The organism is Micromonospora sp. NPDC050784 (assembly GCF_044456765.1).
GTDB classification, from domain to species: domain Bacteria; phylum Actinomycetota; class Actinomycetes; order Mycobacteriales; family Micromonosporaceae; genus Micromonospora; species Micromonospora foliorum.
The window spans coordinates 1-21,457 of sequence record NZ_JBITGG010000027.1 but is presented as its reverse complement, the minus strand read 5'-3'; the positions used below and the strand labels follow the sequence as shown (position 1 = coordinate 21,457).

The following is a 21,457-nucleotide window of genomic DNA, read 5'->3' as shown; positions in this document are numbered from 1 at the left end:
AACGGCTTTACCCGGTCGCCCGGGTTCGCGCACCCGGTCCCGAGGGCTCGCCGATGCGCAGCAGCGGCCAGTCGGCCAGGTCCCGCAGCAACTGCCGGTCGTGGGTGGCGACGACGACGGCGGCGCTCGTGGCGCGGATCGCGGCGGTCAGCTCGTCGGCCAGGGTCGACGACAGGTGGTTGGTCGGCTCGTCGAGCAGGATCAGCGTGGGCCGCCCGGCCAGCACCAGCGCCAGGTCGAGACGGCGCTGCTGCCCCTGCGACATCCGCCCGACGGGCGTACGCGTCGCGGCGGAGTCCAGCAGCCCGAGCGATCCGAGCGACACGGCCTCGGCGGCGGGCAGCACCTCCCGCGACACCAGGCCTCCCACGTGGCGGGCGTACACCTCGTCGGCGGTGAGGTCGGGGGCCTGCCCGGCGGTCTCCTGCGTGAGCCGGGCGACCCGGGCCTCCCCCGCCGTCCAGGCGTACCCGTCGGTGGGTTCGAGCGCTCCGGCCAGCACCGCGAGCAGCGTGGACTTCCCGGCACCGTTGGGTCCGGTGACGAGCAGCCGGTCGCTGCCGTCGATGGTGAGGTCGACCGGACCGGCGAGCCGCCCGTCGACGGCGACGCCCTGCGCGCGTACCTGCGGCGCGCCCGGCCGTACGGCGAGGTCGGGCAGCCGCAGCGTCGGTGGCGGTTTCGGTACGTCGATCCGGTGTGCCTGGAGCGCGTCCTGCTGCCGGTTCAGGGCCTGCACGACGCCCGGCGCGCGGGACTGGCGTTGGTGCTTGCCGGTCCCCTTGTCCGGCCGCCAGCCGGTGGAGAGCCGGTCGCGGGCCTTCGACACCGCGTCCTGTAGCCGTCGATGCTCGGCCTGCTGCTGCTCGTACTCCTGCTCCCAGTGCTCCCGCTCCCGGCGCCGCGCGTCCTGCCAGGCGTCGTAACCGCCGGCGTAGAGCCGCGCCTTTGCGTCGTGGGTGGGGTCGAGGTCGAGGAACCGGTCGGCGATGTCGCGCAGCAGCGCGCGGTCGTGGCTGACGATCGCGAGACCGCCGTCGTGCTGGCGTAGCCGGCGGGTCAGGAAGTCCAGGCCGTCGGCGTCGAGGTGGTTGGTCGGCTCGTCGAGCAGAAGTACGTCGTGCCGCGCGCCCAGCAGGCACGCCAGCCGCACCCGGTAGCGCTGCCCCACCGACAACGTCGTCAGGGGACGGTCGCGGTCGGTGCAGGCGTCAAGGGCCTCCAGTGCCACGTCGACGCGGCGTTCGGCGTCCCAGGCGTCGAGCCGGGTGGCCGCGTCGAGCGCGGTGGCGTAGCGGTCCGCGGCGCTCGGATCGCCAGCGGTCAGGGCGAGGGTCGCCTCGTCCAGCGCGGCGAGGGCGGCAAGCGACGCGGCCAGCGCCTCGGACGTGAGGGTGCCGACCGTCTCGCCGTCGCGGGCGGGCAGTTCCTGGCGGGCCAGGCCGATCGTGCCGGCCCGCTGCACGGTGCCGTCGTCCGGCGTGATCAGCCCGGCGAGGACGTGCAGCAGCGTCGTCTTGCCGCGACCGTTCTCGCCGACGACCGCCACCCGCGACCGGGCGGAGACGGTGACCGAGACGCCGGTCAGGACGCGACGGGACCCGCGGGTCACGGTGACGTCGGTGGCGCGCACGTGTGCGCTGCCGGCCTCGACGGGCCGGGACATGGTTTCGGGGTTCGGGGTGAGGTTCAACGGTGCTCCGCAGCTCGCGATGGAGCCGGGCAGCAGCTAACGGCCGCCCGGCGGGAACCGGGACGGCGAGCGCGAAATCAGCAGAGGAAGGGCGCCGCCGTCAGCGGGCGGAGCGGACCTTCTGCGACCAGATACCCCGTGCCATGACGGCGATGCTAGCAACCTCGGCGCACCAACTCCCAAGGGTTTCGCCCACCCGGGGGTAGGCGCGACACGAGGTGGGCGCGCGGCAACACCAGCAGGCGGTTACCGGCGGGGGCGGTTCGCGCGGCGGACGATCAGAGCCGCTGGTAGATGCCGTGCTCGCGGGTGAGCAACTGTTCGTCGATCAGATACCGGCGCAGTGTCGCGTGATCCGACCCTCCCGCGGCGCACCACGGCTTGAGCGCGTCGTCGACGGCCCGCTCCGGATAGCGGGTGCCCGGCTCGAACGACTGCTCGACGATGTGCGCGAGCAGGGCCCTTCGCCGACCCCGCTGCGCCGGCAGACCCACCAGGACGCCCGCCCGCAGGAAGGTCCGCAGCACCGGGTCGACGCCGGGCTCGGCGTCGTCGGCCGGGCGGCTCTCGCGCGCGGCGGCCCGCAGCGACACCTCGTCGGCCGCGAGCGCGCCGTCCGCGCCGGTGACGAGGCCCGCGTCGGTGAGCCGGCGGACCCCGGTGAGCACCACCCGCGCCGGCAGGCCGGTCCGCTCGGCGACCTCGGTCGCGCTTGTCGCACCCAGCACGATCGCCGCGAAGATGCGTCGCCGTCCGTCGTCGGCCAGGGCCCCGGCCAGCGCATGCGCAGTCACGCCGGTCACCCTCGCATAGGCGGTACGCGGGCTGCCAGGCGATTTTCGGCCCGCCCGGTCGATCGGCGGTCCGCTCAGTCGGGCTGCGGCGCGCTCTCCGGCTGCTCGGCGACGAGCAGCACCCGGCGCAGCAGGTCGGAGAGGTGTCGCCGTTCGGTCGCGGTGAGGGCACCGAGCAGGCGGTGCTCCTCGGCGCCCTGGACCTCCATCGCCCCGCGCCACGCGGTCTGACCCGCCTCGGTGAGTTCCACGTCGACGCGCCGACGGTCGACTGTCGACGGAATCCGGCGTACGAAGTTCCGCCGCAGCAGCGCGTCCACCCGCGCCGTGATGGAGGCGGGGGCCATCGCGAGGTCCGCGGCCAGGTCCGAGGGGGCCGCCCGACCACCGCGGCCGGCCAGGGCGTGCAGCGTGTCGTACTCGTGGGCCGGTAGGTCGAGGTCGACCAGGACCCGCTCCTTGACGGCCCGCAGATGCCGGGTCAGCCGGATCATCCTGGTCACCGCCCCCTCGACGTCCGCGTCGAGGTCGGGCACCACGGGCAGCCAGCGCTCGATGTGCCGGTCGACGGCGTCCGGAGTGGTGGTCACCGCGCCAGCTTACCTCGGCACCAAAATATTCGCTGCCGAAATATTCGATGTCGAAGTACGTTGTGGTCATGGCTCACCCACTGCGCGACCACTCCTTCCGGCTGCTGTTCCTGGGTCGCACCATCTCCGCTCTCGGCGACGCGGTGGTGCCCGCCGCCCTGGCGCTGGCCGTGCTGCGGGCCACCGGCTCCACCGGCGCGCTGGCCGTCGTCCTCGCCGCGGCGGTCGTCCCCCGGCTGCTCCTGCTGCCGTTCGGTGGGGTGGTGGCCGACCGGTTCGACGCCCGCCGGGTCGCCCTCCTGGCCGACCTGGTCCGCTGTGCGACCCAGGTCGCGGTCGGCGTGGAGCTGCTCGGCGGTGACCCGTCGCTGACCACCGTGGTGGTGGCGTCCGCGCTCGGCGGCATCGCGTCGGCGTTCGCCATTCCGACCGCGTCTCCGCTGGTCGCCGGCACCGTCGAACCGGCCGAGCGGCAGCGGGCCAACGCCCTGATGGGGGTCACCGCCAACACCAGCCGCCTCGCCGGGCCGGCGCTGGCCGGCGCGCTGATCTGGGCCGCCGGCCCCGGCTGGGCGTTCATCCTGGACGGTGCGTCGTTCGCGCTCAGCGCCACGCTGCTCGCGTTGGTACGGGTCCGCCACGTGCCGGTGCCCCGCCGTTCCGTCCTCGCTGACCTGCGGCACGGCTTCGGCGAGGTGCGCGCCCGCGACTGGTTCTGGACCAGCCTGCTCGGGCACGGCGTGTGGAACGGCGCCGCCGCCGTGCTGATGACCCTCGGGCCTGCCGTCGCCATCGACCGCCTGGGCGGCGAGACGACCTGGGTGCTGCTGTTGCAGGCCGGCGCGATCGGGATGCTCACCGGCTCGCTGCTGGCCGGGCGGGTTCGGCTGCACCGGCCGGTGCTGCTGGCCAACCTCGGGCTGGCCTGCTACGCCGCGCCGCTGTTCCTGCTCGCCGTCGCCGCGCCCGCGCCAGCGGTGATCGCCGCGTACGCGGTGGCGCTGACCGCCCTCGGCTACCTCAATCCGGTGTGGGAGACAGTCGTGCAGCACCACTTCCCGCCGGAGGTTCTGGCCCGGGTCACCTCGTACGACTGGCTGGTGTCGCTGGGCGCCATGCCGCTGGGCTACGCACTGGCCCCGTTGGCCGCCGACGCGTTCGGCGCACCCGTGCCGCTGGCCGTCGCGGGCGTGCTGGTCCTCGCCTCCTGCGCGGGCACCGCCCTCGTTCCCGGCGTACGCCGACTCACCTGGCCGGCGACCCCGCAACCGCAACCGGCCGAGCCCGCCGCCATCCGTTGATCGGATCGATCGCCGGTGCGCGGCCGACGGCCGGGCCCGGCCACGACAGAGGCCCCCGACCAGCGCCGGGAGCCTCTGTGCGATGTGGTCGGTCAGCCGGCGTCGCGGGCCATGGCGACGAAGCCACGCCACGACTGCGGGCTGAAGGTCAGCGTGGCGCCGTCACGGTCCTTCGTGTCACGGACCAGGACCACGCCCGGAAGGTTGTCGGCAACCTCGACACAGTCACCACCGTTGCCGCCGCTCTTCGTGCTCTTCCGCCACCGCGCACCGGTCATGTCCATGAGGCTGCCGCTTCTCTGAGAAGGTCCAACGAACGCCCTCGGGGCAGGGCCTCGCCGCGAATACGCTCCCACCGCCGCTCCAGGCTAACAAGATCCGACGTTTGATCGAGGATCTGCGCTTGTGCCGCGCTGTCGACGTGCGCGACCCGCGACCCGTCCGGCATGTCGGCGATGGTGAACGGTCCGTCGAGCCCGGGGTAGCTGGGCGCGTCCGCCGGGACGATGTGCAGCTGCACGGTGCCCGCCTCGGCGTGCCCGAGCAGACGCGCGAGTTGCACCGCCATCAACGCCCGGTCGTCGCCGACCCGCCGCCTCAGCACCCCCTCGTCCAGCACGGCGATCAGCAGGGGTCCGCCACCCCGGCCGAGAATCGCCTGCCGGTTGATCCGCGCCTCGGCGAACTCGGCGACCGCCTCCGGTGTCAGCACCCCACCGGCCAGGGTCGCCCGCGCGTACGCCTCGGTCTGCAGTAGCCCGGGCACCCACGCGAGTTGGAACGACCGCAGCGTCACGGCCTCGCGTTCGAGGTCGACCCACGGCCGGAACCACACCGGCTCACGGCGACGAACCACGTCCGGCCACAGCGCGTCGGCGTCCTTCGCCAGCAGCCCTGCCACCGTCGCCCGGTGTCGACTCTGGGGAATGTGCCCCGGGTTTGCCCACCTGGCGACGGTCTTCGGGTGCACGCCGAGCTGACCTGCGAGGCTCTCGGCGGTGTGACCCGCCGCAGCCAGCGCTGCGACAAAGGCGTGGTTCATGCCGTCCCTCCCCTGGAACAAATCCACTGCCCTGAAGAGATTAGTTAACGCTGTGTGTTTGTCCAGCAACCCCCGGCACAGTGCGGTGTAGACGCCACCGCAACGAGGAGGAAGCTGTGCAGAACGAGGTACCGGACACTCTCCGGGCCGGGGACGTGGTCCTCCTGACCACCGCCGCGAGCGTGCAATTCCGCAAACCGATAGTCGTTCGGGTCATCCGCGAGCTGCCCGAGCGGTACACCTACGACGGTTGGCTCTGGCTCGACGCGTACGAGCTGGGCAGGAAGGGCGTAGCGGTCGCCCGGCGCGAGTTGTTCGTGATGCGCGCCGGGGTGCGGGTCGAGGCCCGCCAGTCTCGTTGCGCAACCGTGGGGGTGGGCTGATGCCCGAGCGTCCGAAACACTCCCCGTTGCGGCCGTCGTGGCGCTGCCCGGTCTGCGGCATCCTGTGGCCGTGCTCGGCAGCGAAGCTGCGCCTGCTCGCCGAGTACCGCGGGGACCGGCCGGGGCTGTTGATCCACCTGGCCAAGGTCCAGGAGGAAGCCAACGCCGATCTCGCCAAGCTCAACCCGGACGTGGCGCTGCCCGACCTGACCCCGCGTTTCGTCGGCTGGGCGCAGACCCGCTGAGGCGGTCGTCAGCCGCCTGCACGGGTCTGTACGAGTCAGTGCGATGCGAGAGACTGACGGCGTGACGACCCGCACCGGGACGAGGCCGGCAAGATGAGCCGGCCATTCAGGATATTCGTCGCCGTGTTCTCGACGGCGGGCCCCATCTGCCTGTATGTGGTGGTCACCGCCAAGACTCGGGCCATGACGGACTCGTTCACCGTCGCGCGGACCGCGGTCGACCTTCCGACGTTCCTCGGGAAGGGAATGGTCTTCTTCGCACCTCTCGACGCCACGACCGCTCCCATGATGGACGCGGTGACACCACTGATCCGCTGGGTCGTGATCCTGCTGATCGCGGTGTCGACGTACCTGGCCTGCGGCCTCGTCACCCAGCGGACACGCCCGTTCGTCGCGGCGATGACCGGCGCGGCCGCCGCCCTCACCGCCACGGCGATCGGGGACCTGCTCTGGTGGGCCGCCCTCGTGGTCCGTGTGCACACCGCCCCCGCCGGCTGGTACGCCAACGAGGCGTTGGACCATTCCACGCTCCTCGCCAGCGCGCACCTGACGCTGACCGGCTGGACGTCCGACGCCCTCTTTCTCGGCTGCCTGTTGGCGTTCACGAACGCATCCCTGGTGGGTGGCACCAGCCTGGCGATGCTGCTGCTGGACCGGCTGAACAAAGACACCGACGAAGGTGCGGACAAGGCCCAGGACACGGACGAGGGCGAGGACGCGGTTGACGATGCGGAGCCGACGGCCCGCCTCGCGCTGATCGGCGACGTGCGGGGACGCAGCGCGAACCTCGCCCTGGCCGGTGTCCTTCCGGTGCTGGTGCTCCTGCTGGTCAACGGCACCCAGGCGGTGTGGGAGAGCTACACCGGGAGAGGTTTCCTGGGACTGCTCAGGGAGTTCTTGTACCGCCCCGCCCTGTCGCCGCCGCCACGGGTACGCGATGACCTGGGATACCGGCTGACCCACGAGATCGAGCCGAACCCCCTGTCAATGGACGTGTGGGTGCACAGGTCGGTGCTCGCCCTCGCCCTGCTGGTGGTGCTGTGGCTCCTGCTGTGGGCGCTGCTCGCCGGCCTGTCGAACTCCGGGCACCGCCTCGGGCTCGTCGTCGTCTGTTGGGGCGCCACGATCGCGGCGGCCGGGCTGACCGCGACGTCCGACGTTGTGGTCGGCTGCGCCATCTCGGACTCCCCGACCGTCTGCGCGCCCTGGGAGTCCCTGGGCCTGCAATTGACCTCCGCGCTGCGCTTCGGCGCGGCCTGGGGCTGGGTCGTCGCGCTACCCGTGCTGCTGGCCCGTCGGATCCTCGACACCGACACGTCCACCGACACGTCTATCGATGCGCAGGAGACTCCGGTCCATGAGTCCACGTAACAAGCGTCCGCGTCGCCGTAGAGTCCCCGCGCCGGCACCTGTCGCCTGGTGGAAACGGCCCGTCACCTGGCTGCTGACGATCGTGGTCGGCGCCGTCGCCGCCTGGCTCGGCGCCGTCGTTCTCGGCATGATCAACCAGTGGAAGCCGGCGAACGAGCTGGCCGAGCAGCTGGCCGGCCGGGGGCCAGTCGTCGTCCTCGACCTGAAGCACGTTCCCTACCCGCAGGAGGGTGCACTCGACTACGTCTACCCCGCCGGCGCCGACCTGGCTCGCCTGGACGCCAAGCGGCCGGACGACCCGACCGTCGAGGCCGGCGCGGTCGACATCGAACGGAGCACCTGGGAGATCACACTCGTGGGCACCCGGGACGAGGCCGCCGAGGCCGTCGACCTCCGGCCCGTCCTCGTCGAGCCCTGCCGCCCCCCGCTCACCGGGATCCAGGAGCCCAACGAATCCCAGGGCGACTCGGAGAAGGTCGTCCTCGTGACCCGCGTGGATCGACCGAATCCCCGCATGCTCGTCGAGGATCGGGGCGGCAAGGATGCCGGCGCCCCGTTCTTCGCCACCCACAAGATCACCTTGCCCAAGGGCGAGAAGAACGTCATTCAGGTACGAGCGCTCAGCGCCAAGCAACACTGCCGGTGGCGACTGGAGTTGGACTACCTCGCCGACGGACGACGCCAGACGATGGTGATCTCGGCACCCGGCGACAAGCCGTTCGAGGTGACCGGACGCGCGGATGACTCGGCCCACACCTGGGTCTACCTGAGCTCGTTCAACGGCTGTCGAGCCAAGGACGGCACCAAGACCGACCGGCTACGCATCACCGGCGCCGAGTACGCGCAGATGGTGCGCGACGGGCGGACCTGCCCCTACTGACAGCCGGCCGTCCGCCAGCTGCGCCGCCCGGATCACCGGCCAGCGCCCTCCACCGGGTCCGACCCTGGGCGAAGTTGCCGGACCGGTAAACCTCGCGAGCCGACGTGGTGTCTTGCTGGTTGACGAGGCCGGGAGGTCAGATGAGGGATTCGCGCGGGGCGGAGTTCGACGACTTCGTTCGCACACGGTCGGCGGTGCTGTTGCGGGTCGCCTTCCTGCTGACCGGGGACCGGCACGCCGCCGAGGACCTGCTTCAGGAGGTGCTGGAGCAGATGTACGTGCGCTGGCGTCGGGTGCAGAGCAGCCCGGAGGCGTACGCGCGACGTGCGCTGGTCAATCGGTCGATCAACCGGTGGCGTTGGCGTGCCCGGCGTCCGGAACAGTCGCTGGGCGACCACGACGGGGTTGCCCGGGACCACGCCGACGCGGTGGCGGTTCGCGAGCTGGTCGTCGGGGCGCTGCGGGCGTTGCCGGCTCGGCAGCGGGCCGCTGTCGTGCTCCGTTACCTGGAAGACCTGCCGGTCGTCGACGTCGCTGCGGCGATGGGCTGCTCCGAGGGTGCGGTGAAGAGTCACGCCTCTCGTGGGTTGGCTCGGCTGCGAGAGGTGCTGGCCGGATCGAGCCTCGTCATGCCCATCACTGGAACCGGGAGTTCGCGATGACCATGAACGACAGTGACGTACGCGGCATCCTGCATCGCGTGACGGATGACCTGGTCAGCCCACCGGGCCTGCTCGCCGAGGTGCGTCGGGGTGGGCGGCGGCGGGTGGTGCGTCGACGGGCCGTGTTGGCGGCGGTCTGCGCGGCCGTGGTGGCCGTGCCCGTGGCCGGCGTCCTCGACCTGCCCGGCACCGCCGGAGATGCACCTGTCGCATCCCCGCTGCTCGACCAGCCCACTCGCGGTGATCTGGCCGCCGACGAGGGATATCTGCGGCAGGTCCGCGAGGTGTGGCAGCGCCGGATCGAGGACGTCGGAGATCGGACGCGCGGTGAGCCGCACGTCGTGTGGGCAGGCGGTACGCCTGCTGGCCCGGCCGCCTACGTCGCCCAGGCCACCGCGCACGGCACGACCGTGGGGTTCGTCGAACCCACCGCCGGCGGCCCGCGCGTCCGCACCCTGACGCAGGCCACCGACACCGAAACAGACGGCCTCGAGCAGGCGGCACTACTCGGACCGCAGCGCGACGTGCTCCTCGTGCTGGACTTCGGGCAACCGGTGCAGTTCAGCGCGCAACTGCGGTCCATGCCCGATGGCAAGGTCAAGCGGACCTTCGAGCCGGTGGCATTCCAGGACGGTGCGGCGGTGCTGTCGGTGCCGCCACAGCGCACCAAGCTCACCGTCGCGCTCTCCAGGCTTCCCGTTGAACGGCAGAACTCGATTCACATCGACGGCACGAGCGAGATCTACTTCCCCGACAACAAGGATCGGCCGGCACCACCGCTTCTTCGCCACACGTTGCCCGGCGCGGAGCAGGTCTGGGGCACCGACCCGGCTGTGAAGGAGGTGAACGCGCCAACCGAAGCCCTCGCCGAATACATCGACCCTGTCGGAGTGCACACGCACAACGGCTCTCCACTGTTGTGGGTCTACGGGGCAACCCCCGACGGGCGGCGGCTCCTCGTGGAAACCGTCCAGTACGACGACGACCCGTCCCGCGTCATCGCGCTGCTCGCCCGCAAGTATCTCCCGTTCGAAGCGGTGGCCAGCACGACCGCGGACTGGTCGGCACCCCTGCCTGTGCGGCTACGACTACCCGACGACCAGGGCGTTCTCGTCGCCGCCGAGGGCTCGGCGCTGAGCTACCGGATCGGCGACGGCCAGTGGCAGGCCGCCGGCCGCAACGCGGCACTCCTGCCCGCGACAGCGACCGACGTACGGGTCACCGACGCCAACGGGACCACCACCAACGTCCCGGTCGCTTCCTGAATCAGCTCCCCGACAACCGTAAATACCGCGCTCACCGACGCTGTGATGGCTACCTTCACCTACGGGCTGGTGGGTGAACGGTGTCACCCGTCCCGTGTATCGGCAGCACGACGCCTCACCGCAGCCCTCAGTGAGGAGATTCGAGATGTCCGGTGCAGCGTCCGCCACGGCAGACGCTGCACCGTTGCGTCCCACCCAGCTGCTTCGCCGCAACAGGCCATTCCGAGCCCTCTTCTCGGCGAGGCTCGTCTCGTACGCGGGCGATTCACTCAGCCTTGTCGCGCTGATCTTCCACGTCGCCGAGACGACGGGTAAGGGTCTGGCGGTCGCGCTTCTGCTCCTTGTCGGAGATTTCGCTCCATCCCTGTTGGGTCCCTTCACCGGCGCCCTCGCTGATCGGCTCGATCTCCGACGGTTGATGGTCGTCTGCGAACTCATCCAAGCTGTGGTCCTGCTGGTCATCGTGCTGACAATGCCCGCGCTGCCGATGCTGCTGGCTCTCGTCGCAATTCGCGCCACCGCGTCGCAGCTCTTCCAACCGGCGTCTCGGGCGGCGGTGCCCGCACTGGTCGGTGACAGTGACCTGGAAACCGCCAACTCCACCCTCGGGTTCGGCTCCAACGCGGCAGAGGCGGTCGGCCCCCTGCTCGCCGCGGCCCTGTTCCCGTTGGTCGGACTGCGTGGTGTGCTGCTCGTCGACGCCGTGTCGTTCCTGGTCTCGGCCGTGCTGCTCGCGACGCTCCCCGCACTTCCGGCGGCAGCCGGCGACGGGCACCAGCCGTCCCTGCTGCGACAGGCCGGAGCGGGCATCGGTTATCTGTTGAGTGTTCCGGCGGTGCGGGTGATCTTCCTTGGCTTCACTGCGGTGGTCGCATTCAACGGGGTCGACGACGTGGCCCTGGTGCTGCTGGCCCAGGAGACCTTTCACGTCGGCGAATCCGCGGTCGGCCTGCTGCTGGGGGCGGTCGGTGTCGGGCTGGTGGCCGGTTACGCCATGTTGTCCAGGTGGGGCACCCGGGCGTCGATGCCACTGCTGCTGATCGCGGGCTTCGCCGTCAGCAGTGTCGGCAACCTGCTGACCGGGTTCGCCTGGGCCGTCGCTGCCGCGATCGGCCTGCAAGCTATCCGTGGGTTCGGGTTGGCGGCCATGGACGTCGCCTCCAGCACGCTGCTGCAACGTACGGTGCCAGCGGGCATGCTCGGCAGGGTCTTCGGCAATCTGTACGGTGCGATCGGGGTCGCCGCCGCGGCGTCCTACCTCGCCGGCGGTGTCCTGCTGGACGCCACGTCCGCCCCGGTGACCCTGATAGTCGCGGGCGTCGGCGGCCTGCTGGCCACTGGCGTCGTCGCGCTGCGACTGCCGAGGGCGATGCGACGCAGCGACGAGGTTGGCGCGACGCCGACACCATCCGCGCCGACCATCGAGTAGCTCGGGTGGTCAGATCGGGCCGTCGGTGCGCAGCCGTGCGTGCAGGTGCATGTCGTGCCAGCCGTCGGCGTGGCGAACCGACCCCCGGAGCACACCCTCCGCCGGAAAGCCGGCCCGCGTGGCCACCCGGCAGGACGCCGCATTGGCCGTCGAGTGCTCCAGGGCCAGCCGATGCAGACCGGCCCGCGTGAAACTCCACCGGGTGAGTGTCCGCAGCGCCTCGGTGGCGATGCCCCGACCACGCGCTGGGGGCAGCAACCAGTACGACAGCTGCGCCGACGCCTCGTCCAGCAGCACGCCCCGCAACCCCACCTGACCCAGCGGTCGGTCGTCGGCGTCGACGATCGCCCAACTGGCGGCTGTCTCGTCACGCCAACGGCTCGGCCACTGCGCCGTCCAGGCCCGCGCCTCGTCGTCGCCGTCGATGCGCCGGACGTGCCACCGCTGGATCGCCGGACAGTCGAAGGCAGCCCGGACGGCCGGGGCGTCGTCGTCACGCCACGGCCGCAGCGCCAGCCCTGGTCGTACCGGAAGGTGGGGTTGCTCCTGGGCGGCGAGGCTACCGGCGGGCAGGGCGGGCGCGACGAGCACTGGCATTTGCCCATTATCGAGCCGGAGGGCTCACTCTCCGGTCGGGCCGCCCGCGAGTTCGGCGACCACGTCGAGGTGACCCAGGTGGCGGGCGTACTCCTGGACCAGGTGGAACAGCACCCGCTCCAGCGACGCCGGGTCCGCGCCTCTCCAGCGCGGGCCCGGCGCCCCGATCTCGGCCAGGTCGTGTGCCGTCACCACGGCGGTGGTGTGCGCGCCCTGCGCCCGCAGCGCCGCTACCAGATCCGCGCGGGTCTCGTCGGGGGCGACGTACCAGCGGTCGTCGCGGCGGTCGCCCCACGGTTCGGCGACGTCCCGCCCCTGGAAACCCCACTCGATCCAGCGCAGCTCGACGTGGCGCAGGTGGGTGAGCAGTTCCAGTGGGGTCCACCCGGACGGCAGCCGACTGCGCCGCAGCTCCGGCTCGGCCAGCGCCGACACCTTGGCCACCACCGACTCCCGGAAGTAGTCCAGGTAGCGCAGGAAGACCTCGGTGCGGCTACCGGCCGGGGTGGTGGGCTCGGGGAACGACGTCATGACCCGGTCGGCAGGTCACGGGCGCGCTGGCGCACACCCGCGCCGCCGTACGGGTAGTCGCCCACCAGCGGGGCGCTCGCCTCGTCCAGCAGCCGCATCTGCTCGGCGTCGAGGACCAGGTCGGCGGCGGTCAGGTTGTCGTCGAGCTGCTCGGTGGTCCGCGCGCCCAGGATCACCGAGGTGACCGCCGGTCGAGCCGCCAGCCAGGCCAGCGACACCGCCGACATGGACATGCCCCGGTTCTCGGCGACCTGGCGGACCGCGTCGAGCACCCGCCAGGTCCGCTCCTCGGCGTTGCGACCCGCGTACGCCTCGACGCCGCGCTGGGGGTTCTCGCCGAGCCGCGTCGCGCCGGTGGGCGTGCTGTCGCGCTGGTACTTGCCGGTCAGCCAACCGCCGCCCAGCGGCGACCACGGCAGGATGCCGATGCCCTCGTTCTCGCAGACCGGCACCAACTCGAACTCGATCTCCCGGGCCAGCAGGTTGTACTGCGGTTGCAGGGTCACGATCGGGGTGAGGTTGAGGTGCTGGGTGAGCAGGGCGGCCTTCTGCAACTGCCAGCCGGTGAAGTTGCTGACCCCCGCGTAGCGGATCTTGCCGGCGCGGACCGCGTCGTCGAAGAACCGCAGCGTCTCCGGCAGCGGGGTCAGCGGGTCCCAGGCGTGCGCCTGGTACAGGTCGATGGCGTCGACGCCGAGTCGCCGCAGGCTGGCGTCCAGGGCGCGGGTGAGGTGCACCCGGGACAGGCCGGCGTCGTTGGCCCCCGGACCCATCGGGAACCGCCCCTTGGTGGCGATCACCAGGCGGTCACGCAGGTCGGGTCGGCTGCGCAGCCAACGCCCGACGATGTCCTCGGAGATGCCGGCGGAGTAGACGTCGGCGGTGTCGATGAACGTGCCGCCGGCCTCGACGAACCGGTCGAGTTGGGCGAAGCTGCCGGCCTCGTCGGTCTCCGCGCCGAAGGTCATCGTGCCCAGACACAGGGTCGACACCACGGTGCCGGTGCTGCCCAGAGTGCGATAGCGCATATCGTCCTTTCGGTCCGAGTGACAAAGCCGATCTTCGCACTCGTCCTGACCACCCGCATTCGGGACGGTGCCGAACGCCGTACGGGCACCCGCGCGGCGACGCCGCCGGTCATCATGGGCCCGTGAGCGAGCCCGCGACCGACATCGACCGCCCGCACCAGCCCACCCAGACGCCGCCGTCGTCGGTGCCACCCGCGCCGGGTGCGCCCACCCGCGGCCCGTGGCTGGTGGCCGCCGCCACCACCGGGACGCTGCTGCTGCTCGCCGGCCGCTACGGCTATCACCGTGACGAGTTGTACTTCCTGCTCGCCGGCCGGCACCTCGACTGGGGCTACGTCGATCAGGGTCCGCTGGTCCCGGCGCTGGCCCGGCTGCTCGACACGATCGCGCCGGGCAACCTGGTGGTGCTGCGTACCCCGTCGGCGGTGCTGGCCGGCGGCGCGGTGCTGCTGGTCGCCACCATCGCCCGGGAGCTGGGCGCCGGCCGGGGCGCGCAACTCCTCGCGGCGGTGCTCGCCGCGCTGTCCGGCATCGTGCTCGCCAGCGGTCACCTGCTCAGCACCACCACCGTCGACCTGCTGGTCTGGTTGGTCGCGGCGTGGTGTGCGGTGCGGTTGCTGCGCACCGGTGACAGCCGCTGGGCGCTGGGCATCGGGCTGGCGCTCGGTGTGGGCATGCTCAGCAAGCTGCTGCCGGCGCTGCTGGCCGTGGGCCTGGTCGCCGGGGTGCTCATCGCCGGGCCGCGTCGGCTGCTGCGCGACCGGTGGGTGCTCGCCGCCGCCGGGATCACCGTGCTGCTGGCCGCGCCGAACCTGATCTGGCAGGCGGCCAATGGCTTTCCGCAGCTCGGCGTGGCCGCGTCCATCTCCGACGGCGACAGCTCCTACAGTGGCCGGCTCGACGCGTTCACCCTCCAGTTCGTCATCATCAGCCCGTACGCCGTACCGATCTGGATCGCCGGCCTCGTCGCGCTGCTGCGCCGACCGGCGTGGCGGTCCTACCGGGCGGTGGGTTGGGCGTGGCTGGTGGTGGTCGGCATCGTGCTGGTCGCCGGCGGCAAGGGTTACTACGACGCGCCGCTGTTGCTGGTCCTCACCGCCGCCGGTGCGTTGGTCACCGTGGCGTGGGCGTCGCGCGGGTCGCTCTGGTGGCGTCGGGGGTTGCTCGCGCTGGGTGTGGTGCCGTTCCTACTGCCCAACGTCGTGCTGCTGCTGCCGGTGCTGCCGGCCGACCGGTTGCCCGGTTTCGTGGTCGACGTCAACTACGACGCCGGCGAGACGATCGGTTGGCCGGAGTTCGCCGACTCGGTCGCGAGGGTCCATCGTGGCCTGCCGCCCGAGGAGCGGTCGCGGGCGGTCGTCCTGACCGCCAACTACGGCGAGGCCGGCGCACTGGCGCGTTACGGTCCGGCCCGTGAGCTCCCCCGGGCGTACTCCGGGCACAACAGCATGGTCGACTTCGGTCGGCCGCCCGCCGACGCGGACGTGGTCATCGCCGTCGGGTGGGAGCGCCCCGACCAGCTGAACACCTGGTTCGAGCAGTGCACACTCGCCGGTCGGGTGGACCAGCGGGTCGAGGTGGACAACGACGAGAACGGCGGCCCAATCTTGGTGTGCCGGGAGCTGCGGCGTCCGTGGGCGCAGATCTGGGACACCGAGGTACGCCACACCGGCTGACCGTGGTTCAGCCAGCTCCGCTGGTCAGCCAGGCCTGGATGCCGACCAAGGCCTCGGGGCCGGAGGTGGCGTCGACGTCGCGGGCGAGATCGGCGATCGTGACCGCGGCGAGCGCTTGGCGCCACGCGTCCTCGGCCGCCCACATGGCGCGGGCGACCGGGCACGGCGTGGTGCAGGCGTCGGCCGGCGTCGCGAACGGGCCGCGCTGGCGGATCTCGGTGCAGACGAAGCTCGGGCCGGGCCCGTCGACGGCGCGGACCACGTCGAGCAGGGTGATGCTCTCCGGTGCGCGGGTCAACACGTAGCCGCCCGACTTGCCCTGCACGGAGTGGATCAGGCCGGCGCGGGCCAGTGACTGGAGCTGCTTGGCGAGGTAGCTGCTGGAGACGTCGTGCAGTTCCGCCAGCTTGGCCGCCGCAACGGGCGTGTGGCTGGCAGTGAGCACCACGCAGCAGTGCAGCGCCCACTCGACCCCGCCAGACATCTTCATGACGTCACCCTAGTCACCCCGTTACTCGGACTCATCATGTCCGAGTATAGTTCCCGGACAAGAGAGGTCCGAGTTTGGCGGGCGTTTCGCCAGCCGGACAAACGACCACATAGTCACGGGAAGGTGCATGGGCATGAAGATCGCCGTACTGGGCGGGACCGGCCTCATCGGGTCGCAGGTCGTCAAGATTCTGCAGGCCGCGGGTCACGAGGCGGTGCCGCTCTCGCCGTCCACCGGAGTGGACCTGCTCACCGGGCAGGGCCTGGCCGACGGGCTCGCCGGCGCCGAGGTCGTCGTCAACCTGACCAACTCGCCGACCTTCGACGAGGCCTCGCCCGCCTTCTTCCAGACGACCATGGACAACCTGCTGGCCGCAGCCGCCCGCGCGGGCGTCGGCCACGCGGTGATCCTCTCCATCGTCGGCGTCGACCAGGTGCCCGACCTGGACTACTACCGCGCGAAGGTGCTCCAGGAGGACATCCTCACGGCCGGACCCGTTCCGTACTCGATCGTCCGCGCCACCCAGTTCTTCGAGTTCGTCGACGCGATCCTGTCCTGGACGGCCGACGACACCACCGTCCGCCTGCCCAGCACGCCGGTTCAGCCGATGGCCGCCGCCGACGTGGCACAGGCCGTCGCCGAGGTCAGCATGGGCGCGCCGTTGCAGGGCATCCGCAACGTCGCCGGGCCCGACGTCTTCGCCCTCGACGAGCTGGGGCGGATCACCCTCGCCGCCCGCGGTGACCAGCGCACCGTCACCACCGACAACACCGCCGGCATGTTCGCCGCCGTGTCCGGCGACGTCCTCATCGCAGGCGACGACGCCGTCATCGCGCCCACCGCCTACCGGGAGTGGCTCGGCCGCCAGGCCTGAGGTGTCGACGCCCGCACGTCGCCGTTGCAGACGATCACGACGGCGGCGTGCGGGTCCCGGCCTGCCACTCGTTCGCCAGGATCGCGAAGACGAGCTGGTCGGCCCACTCCCCCCTGAACAGGTAACTCTCGACATGGCGGGCCTCCTGGCGCATGCCGAGTCGCGTCATCAGCCGGGCCGACGCATCGTTGCGACCGTGGCACCGGCCGTAGACCCGGTGCAGCCCGGCCTCGGTGAAGCCCCAGTCCAGCACGGCGGTAGCGGCCTCGGTGGCCAACCCGCGACCGCCATGGTCGGGGTGGAAGACGAACCCGAGTTCGGCGGTACGGTCGGTCTGGCTGCGCCACACCAACTCCACGATCCCGATCAGCCCGGCGTCGGTGACCGCGGCCACCGTCAGGCAGTCACCCTCCGCGCGCCACGCGTCCTCGCCCGCCATGGCGAGCACCGACACCCGAGACTGTTCACGGGTACGCGGCTCCGCGCCGAGCATCCAGCGCACCACGTCGGGTCGGCGCTGATACGCGTACACGTCGTCGAGATCGTCGATCGTGACCGGACGCAGGAGGAGCCGTGCGGTCCGGATCGGGTAGGTCGGCTGGAGCATCACGCGATCGTAGAGACCCGCGCGGAGCGCTCCGGTGCCCGGCCACGGTCGACGACCGGATGTCGGGGCAGCAGCAGCGGGCTCGCGAGGATCACCAGCCCGGCGACCGTGATCGCCGTGCGGGGGCTGGTGGCCTCGGCGAGCAGCCCACCGAGCGCGCTGAGGGTGGCGATGGTCGCGCTGCTGCCGATCGACCAGGCCGACAGGGTACGGACGGTGCGATCCTTCGGCGTCTGTTCCAGGCGGTAGGTGGCGAGCACCGGGTTGTACAGGCTCATGCTGATGATGATCGCGAACTCGACGGCGATCACCGTGGCGAGACCGACGACGCCGGGCTGGACGACGGCGAGACCGATCAGCCAGATCGCCCGCAGCGTCCCCACCGTGCGGATAATGCGGTGTTGGCCGTAGCGCGCCACGACCCGACGGGCCAGACGTGACCCGATGAGGCCGCCGACGCACGGCACCGCGAAGGCGAGGCCGTACTGCCAGGGCGGAAAACCCAGCTCACCGAGCAGCAGCACGGCCAGCAGCGGCTCGGTGGCCATGATCAGCCCGCCGACGAGCAACTGGTTGAGGTAGAGCGCCCGCAGGCCACGGTGGGTGAGCAGGTGCCGCCAGCCGTCCAGCAGCTCACCGGCCCGGACTCGGGCTCTGCCGGTGCGCCGGGGATGGTCTTCGTCGTGGCCACGGATGGCCGTGATGCCCAGCGCGGAGAGCAGGTAGCTGAGAGCGTCGGCCACGATGGTGACGACCGGCCCGAACAGGCCGACCGCCGCGCCGCCCAGCGGCGGCCCGAGCGCGATCGCGCTCCAGGTCGTCGACTCGAACCGGGCGTTCGCCACCAGCAGGTCGTCCGGCCGGACGAGAGATTTGACGAAGGCGCCGCTGGCCGCGTTGAAGGCGATCTTGGCGGTGGCGACCACGGCCGAGACGACCAGCAACTGCCCGAAGCTGAGCCGGCCCAACGCGTACGCGACGGGGATCGTCAGCAGGACCGCGAACCGGGCGAGGTCCATCGCGATCATCACCTGCCGCTTGCGGTGGAACTCCACCCACGGACCGAGCGGCAACGCGAGCAGCGCGCCCACCGCCGGTCCCAGCGCGGCCAACACGGACACCTGAGCAGGGCTGGCCCGCAACACCAGCACGGCGATCAACGGCAACGCCCCGAACCCCAGCCCCGAGCCGTAGGCGCTGACCGCGTACGACGCCCACAACCACCCGAACCGCCGACCCAAAGATCGCCTCCCGGACACGCCCGCACCTCCCGCCGCAACAACCCACCGTTGACCGCGAGGATCAAAGCAACGCCGGTGACCCGCGATCAAACAACCGACTCCGGGGCGAGTCACAACCAGAGGTTGTGTCCGTAGGGTGTGCCGGGTGAATCTCGACGCCGTCCGCACCTTCGTCGCCGCCGCCGACGCCGGCCAGTTCCAGGACGCCGCCGCCGCGCTGTCGATCACCCAGCAGGCCGTCTCCAAGCGGATCGCCGCACTGGAGAAGGACCTCGGGGTACGGCTGTTCACCCGGACCGCGCGCGGCACCCAGCTCACCGTCGACGGTCAGACCTTCCTGCCGCACGCCCGTGAGCTGCTCCGGGCCGAGGCGCGGGCCGACGCCTCCGTACGCCCCGGTCGACGGGCACTGCGCGTCGACGTGCACAGCCGACGGATCGCACCGGCGGTGCTGCTGCAGGACTTCCACCGCGCGCATCCCCGCATCGAGCTGGACGTCGTCACCCTCGACGCCGGCATGCGCGCCGCGATGGCCGCCGTCGAGGCGGGGGCGGTCGACGCCACCTTCCACGCCGTCACCGTCGCCGCGCGCCACCTGCCCGCCGCGATCAGAACCATGCGCGTGATCGACGAGCACCACGAACTGCTCGTCGGTCCCCGCCACGCGCTCGCCAACGCCCGCACCGTCACGCCCGCACAACTCGCCGAGCACCGCATCTGGATGCCCGGGATGGCCCCCGGCACCGAGTGGGCCGACTACTACGACGAACTCGCCGCCGCGTTCGGCCTCACCATCGACCTGGTCGGGCCGGTCTTCGGCAACGAGGCGCTGCTGGCCGAGATCGCCGACTCCGCGGAGCTGGCGACCCTCGCTGGCGTTCGCACCCGGTACCTCTGGCCGGACAGCTACGACCTGCGGCGCATCCCGGTACGCGGCCCGGCGCCCATCTACCCCATGTCACTCATCTGGCGTGACGACAACCCGCACCCCGCGCTGCGCGCACTGCGCGACTACCTCGAGTCCCGGCGGGCGCAGACGCCCGACATGGAAATCTGGCTACCGCCCTGGGGTTAGCGCGCGGGCTCCGGCGTCGCGGCGCGATGTCCCGGCGTGTTGACAGGCGTTCGTTCGGCACTACATTTAACGTGTTGGTTAAGTGATGGGAGGCCTCGGTGGCTGGCAGCGATCAACTCAGCGCGGTCTTCTCGGCGCTCGCCGACCCGACTCGGCGGGCGATCCTCGCCGAGCTGGCCGACCGCGACGCCACGGTCACCGAGCTCACCGCTCCGCTGCCGATTTCGATGCCGGCGGTGTCGCGGCACCTGAAGGCGCTTGAACGCGCCGGTCTCATCTCCCGCACCCGCTCGGGGAAGCTGCGGATGAGTCGCATCGAGGCCGCCCCGCTGCGCGAAGCGGCCGAGTGGATCGAGCGCTACCGGCGGTTCTGGGACACCTCCCTCACCCGCCTCGACGCCCACCTCGCGGCCGTGCAGGCAGCCGGGCGGGCAACGGACCGAACGGCCCACGACCCGGCGACCCCCGCCAGGGAATCCCCAGGCAGGGCTCACGAGAAGGAGAATTGATGGACAGCGACAAGCCGCCAATCGTCATCTCACGCGTGGTGGACGCGCCACGGGCACTGGTCTACCGAGCTTTCACCGACCCGGACCACCTGGCGGCATGGTGGGGGCCGATCGGCAACTCACTGCCCCGCGAGGAGATGAAGTTCGACGTCCGCCCTGGCGGCTACCAGCGGTGGACCGAGGTCTTCCCGACCCAACCCGCCCTTCGGGTCGAGGTCCACATCGACCTCACCGACGTCGTCGACGGCGAACTACTCGACGGCGTCGCGCACGTCACCGGGCAGCTACCGGACGGAATTGAGCCGCACGAGACAAGGATGCGGGTCGAGTTCCACGACGAGACCGATGGACGGACGCGACTCGAGATCCGTCAGTGGCTCCCCGAGCAGCTTGCCGCTCCCGCCGGCCAGGGCTGGAACGAGGCCTTCTCCAAACTGGACGCCACACTGAGGAATGCCCACCCCGTCGCAGTCGACGTCGAGGTGTAGCACCATGGCCAAGCTGATCTACCTGACCAACGTGTCCCTCGACGGTTACATCGAGGACGAGCACGGCAGATTCGACTGGACCCCACCCGACGACGAGTACCTCGCGTTCATCACCGACCTGGTTCGGCCCATGGGCACCTACCTCTACGGGCGGCGCCTGTACGAGTCGATGGCCCTCTGGGAGACCGAACCCGCCCTGGCCGCACAGTCGAAGCTCACGGCCGACTTCGCCGACGTCTGGCAGGCAGCGGACAAGGTCGTCTACTCCACCACGCTGGACGCGACCTCGACCGCCAGGACCCGGCTCGAAACGAGCTTCGACCCCGCCGCGGTACGCGACATGAAAGCCTCGGCCACCAGTGACCTCACCATCGGGGGCGCGCACCTCGCGGCGCAGGCATTCCGGGCCGGCCTGGTCGACGAGTGCCACCTGCTGATCCACCCGATCCTCACCGGCGGAGGCAAGCCCGGGCTGCCCAGCGACAAGCGCTTCGTCCTGGAGCTACTGGGCAACCGCCGACTCAGCAACGGTGTGGTGTACGTGCACTACGGCATCCGCACCTGAGACGGTCGTGGGGGGGCCCCCCCCCCCCCCGGGGGGGGGGCGCCCCCCCCCCCCCCCCCCCCCCCCCCCCCCCCCCCCCCGACGCCGCCCGGCGCCCCCCCCCCCCCGCGCGATCAGCGCC

General features: G+C 71.5%; 25 protein-coding genes. 14 read left to right on the top strand and 11 right to left on the bottom strand.

Features of this window, described 5'->3' with window-relative positions:
* Window positions 1-7 precede the first annotated feature (7 nt).
* The 3 genes from ACIBD9_RS28635 to ACIBD9_RS28625 form a co-directional block, all read right to left on the bottom strand.
* Window positions 8-1,693, bottom strand: coding sequence for an ABC-F family ATP-binding cassette domain-containing protein (locus ACIBD9_RS28635; RefSeq protein ID WP_396722299.1), 1,686 nt, complete (start codon window positions 1,691-1,693; stop codon window positions 8-10).
* A 278-nt stretch (window positions 1,694-1,971) separates the two neighbouring features.
* Entirely contained in the window at window positions 1,972-2,487 is a 516-nt protein-coding gene (locus tag ACIBD9_RS28630; RefSeq protein WP_396722297.1) for a DUF2087 domain-containing protein, read from the bottom strand.
* 74 nt (window positions 2,488-2,561) lie between these two features.
* Window positions 2,562-3,077, bottom strand: coding sequence for a MarR family winged helix-turn-helix transcriptional regulator (locus ACIBD9_RS28625; protein WP_396722296.1), 516 nt, complete (start codon window positions 3,075-3,077; stop codon window positions 2,562-2,564).
* A gap of 68 nt (window positions 3,078-3,145) precedes the next feature.
* Here ACIBD9_RS28625 and ACIBD9_RS28620 point away from each other — a divergent pair, with 68 nt between their 5' ends.
* The gene (locus ACIBD9_RS28620) at window positions 3,146-4,378 is read left to right on the top strand and encodes an MFS transporter (RefSeq protein ID WP_396722294.1); all 1,233 of its coding nucleotides are present in this window, start codon (window positions 3,146-3,148) and stop codon (window positions 4,376-4,378) included.
* A 92-nt stretch (window positions 4,379-4,470) separates the two neighbouring features.
* On the opposite strand, the gene ACIBD9_RS28615 is transcribed toward ACIBD9_RS28620, so the two are convergent.
* Both ACIBD9_RS28615 and ACIBD9_RS28610 read right to left on the bottom strand, forming a co-directional pair.
* Window positions 4,471-4,662 (bottom strand): DUF397 domain-containing protein, encoded by a 192-nt coding sequence (locus ACIBD9_RS28615; protein ID WP_396722292.1) that lies wholly within the window; start codon window positions 4,660-4,662, stop codon window positions 4,471-4,473.
* Window positions 4,653-5,420, bottom strand: coding sequence for a DUF5753 domain-containing protein (locus ACIBD9_RS28610; RefSeq protein WP_387166848.1), 768 nt, complete (start codon window positions 5,418-5,420; stop codon window positions 4,653-4,655). Before ACIBD9_RS28610 ends, ACIBD9_RS28615 begins: the two co-directional genes overlap by 10 nt.
* Window positions 5,421-5,536: 116 nt before the next feature.
* Between ACIBD9_RS28610 and ACIBD9_RS28605 the strand changes: the two genes are divergently transcribed.
* The 7 genes from ACIBD9_RS28605 (at window position 5,537) to ACIBD9_RS28575 (ending at window position 11,655) form a co-directional block, all read left to right on the top strand.
* Window positions 5,537-5,803, top strand: a complete 267-nt coding sequence (locus tag ACIBD9_RS28605; RefSeq protein WP_396722291.1) for a hypothetical protein — start codon at window positions 5,537-5,539, stop codon at window positions 5,801-5,803.
* Window positions 5,803-6,048, top strand: a complete 246-nt coding sequence (locus ACIBD9_RS28600; RefSeq protein WP_396722289.1) for a flavin reductase — start codon at window positions 5,803-5,805, stop codon at window positions 6,046-6,048. The genes ACIBD9_RS28605 and ACIBD9_RS28600 overlap by 1 nt, the downstream gene beginning before the upstream one ends.
* A gap of 183 nt (window positions 6,049-6,231) precedes the next feature.
* A complete protein-coding gene (locus tag ACIBD9_RS28595; protein ID WP_396722287.1) occupies window positions 6,232-7,419 on the top strand; it encodes a hypothetical protein in 1,188 nt (395 codons plus the stop codon).
* The gene (locus ACIBD9_RS28590) at window positions 7,406-8,299 is read left to right on the top strand and encodes a hypothetical protein (RefSeq protein WP_396722285.1); all 894 of its coding nucleotides are present in this window, start codon (window positions 7,406-7,408) and stop codon (window positions 8,297-8,299) included. The genes ACIBD9_RS28595 and ACIBD9_RS28590 overlap by 14 nt, the downstream gene beginning before the upstream one ends.
* A gap of 140 nt (window positions 8,300-8,439) precedes the next feature.
* The gene (locus ACIBD9_RS28585; RefSeq protein ID WP_387166613.1) at window positions 8,440-8,961 is read left to right on the top strand and encodes a SigE family RNA polymerase sigma factor; all 522 of its coding nucleotides are present in this window, start codon (window positions 8,440-8,442) and stop codon (window positions 8,959-8,961) included.
* Window positions 8,958-10,226: a hypothetical protein gene (locus ACIBD9_RS28580; protein WP_396722283.1), complete on the top strand. Its 1,269-nt coding sequence runs from the start codon at window positions 8,958-8,960 to the stop codon at window positions 10,224-10,226. The genes ACIBD9_RS28585 and ACIBD9_RS28580 overlap by 4 nt, the downstream gene beginning before the upstream one ends.
* Before the next feature lie 145 nt (window positions 10,227-10,371).
* Window positions 10,372-11,655, top strand: coding sequence for an MFS transporter (locus tag ACIBD9_RS28575; RefSeq protein ID WP_396722281.1), 1,284 nt, complete (start codon window positions 10,372-10,374; stop codon window positions 11,653-11,655).
* 9 nt (window positions 11,656-11,664) lie between these two features.
* On the opposite strand, the gene ACIBD9_RS28570 is transcribed toward ACIBD9_RS28575, so the two are convergent.
* From ACIBD9_RS28570 to ACIBD9_RS28560, 3 genes are read right to left on the bottom strand one after another with little or no spacing between them, the layout of a single operon-like run.
* Window positions 11,665-12,252: a GNAT family N-acetyltransferase gene (locus tag ACIBD9_RS28570; RefSeq protein ID WP_396722279.1), complete on the bottom strand. Its 588-nt coding sequence runs from the start codon at window positions 12,250-12,252 to the stop codon at window positions 11,665-11,667.
* A gap of 24 nt (window positions 12,253-12,276) precedes the next feature.
* Window positions 12,277-12,783 carry a DinB family protein gene (locus tag ACIBD9_RS28565; protein WP_396722277.1) on the bottom strand — a complete coding sequence of 169 codons (507 nt, stop codon included), beginning with the start codon at window positions 12,781-12,783 and terminating at the stop codon, window positions 12,277-12,279.
* Window positions 12,780-13,811, bottom strand: a complete 1,032-nt coding sequence (locus tag ACIBD9_RS28560) for an aldo/keto reductase (RefSeq protein ID WP_396722275.1) — start codon at window positions 13,809-13,811, stop codon at window positions 12,780-12,782. Before ACIBD9_RS28560 ends, ACIBD9_RS28565 begins: the two co-directional genes overlap by 4 nt.
* Before the next feature lie 122 nt (window positions 13,812-13,933).
* On the opposite strand from ACIBD9_RS28560, the gene ACIBD9_RS28555 reads away from it, so the two are divergent.
* Window positions 13,934-15,487 carry an ArnT family glycosyltransferase gene (locus ACIBD9_RS28555; RefSeq protein WP_396722273.1) on the top strand — a complete coding sequence of 518 codons (1,554 nt, stop codon included), beginning with the start codon at window positions 13,934-13,936 and terminating at the stop codon, window positions 15,485-15,487.
* A gap of 7 nt (window positions 15,488-15,494) precedes the next feature.
* Here ACIBD9_RS28555 and ACIBD9_RS28550 read toward each other — a convergent pair whose 3' ends face one another.
* Entirely contained in the window at window positions 15,495-15,977 is a 483-nt protein-coding gene (locus ACIBD9_RS28550) for an RrF2 family transcriptional regulator (protein ID WP_387166595.1), read from the bottom strand.
* A gap of 133 nt (window positions 15,978-16,110) precedes the next feature.
* Here ACIBD9_RS28550 and ACIBD9_RS28545 point away from each other — a divergent pair, with 133 nt between their 5' ends.
* Window positions 16,111-16,851: an SDR family oxidoreductase gene (locus ACIBD9_RS28545; RefSeq protein WP_396722271.1), complete on the top strand. Its 741-nt coding sequence runs from the start codon at window positions 16,111-16,113 to the stop codon at window positions 16,849-16,851.
* A gap of 34 nt (window positions 16,852-16,885) precedes the next feature.
* On the opposite strand, the gene ACIBD9_RS28540 is transcribed toward ACIBD9_RS28545, so the two are convergent.
* Both ACIBD9_RS28540 and ACIBD9_RS28535 read right to left on the bottom strand, forming a co-directional pair.
* A complete protein-coding gene (locus ACIBD9_RS28540) occupies window positions 16,886-17,458 on the bottom strand; it encodes a GNAT family N-acetyltransferase (RefSeq protein WP_396722269.1) in 573 nt (190 codons plus the stop codon).
* Window positions 17,458-18,717 (bottom strand): MFS transporter, encoded by a 1,260-nt coding sequence (locus ACIBD9_RS28535; RefSeq protein ID WP_396722268.1) that lies wholly within the window; start codon window positions 18,715-18,717, stop codon window positions 17,458-17,460. Before ACIBD9_RS28535 ends, ACIBD9_RS28540 begins: the two co-directional genes overlap by 1 nt.
* A 127-nt stretch (window positions 18,718-18,844) precedes the next feature.
* Between ACIBD9_RS28535 and ACIBD9_RS28530 the strand changes: the two genes are divergently transcribed.
* The 4 genes from ACIBD9_RS28530 (at window position 18,845) to ACIBD9_RS28515 (ending at window position 21,336) form a co-directional block, all read left to right on the top strand.
* Window positions 18,845-19,774: a LysR family transcriptional regulator gene (locus tag ACIBD9_RS28530; RefSeq protein WP_396722266.1), complete on the top strand. Its 930-nt coding sequence runs from the start codon at window positions 18,845-18,847 to the stop codon at window positions 19,772-19,774.
* 98 nt (window positions 19,775-19,872) lie between these two features.
* Window positions 19,873-20,283, top strand: a complete 411-nt coding sequence (locus ACIBD9_RS28525) for an ArsR/SmtB family transcription factor (protein ID WP_396722265.1) — start codon at window positions 19,873-19,875, stop codon at window positions 20,281-20,283.
* Window positions 20,283-20,771 (top strand): SRPBCC domain-containing protein, encoded by a 489-nt coding sequence (locus ACIBD9_RS28520; protein WP_396722264.1) that lies wholly within the window; start codon window positions 20,283-20,285, stop codon window positions 20,769-20,771. Before ACIBD9_RS28525 ends, ACIBD9_RS28520 begins: the two co-directional genes overlap by 1 nt.
* A 4-nt stretch (window positions 20,772-20,775) precedes the next feature.
* Window positions 20,776-21,336: a dihydrofolate reductase family protein gene (locus ACIBD9_RS28515; protein WP_396722261.1), complete on the top strand. Its 561-nt coding sequence runs from the start codon at window positions 20,776-20,778 to the stop codon at window positions 21,334-21,336.
* Window positions 21,337-21,457: the final 121 nt, after the last annotated feature.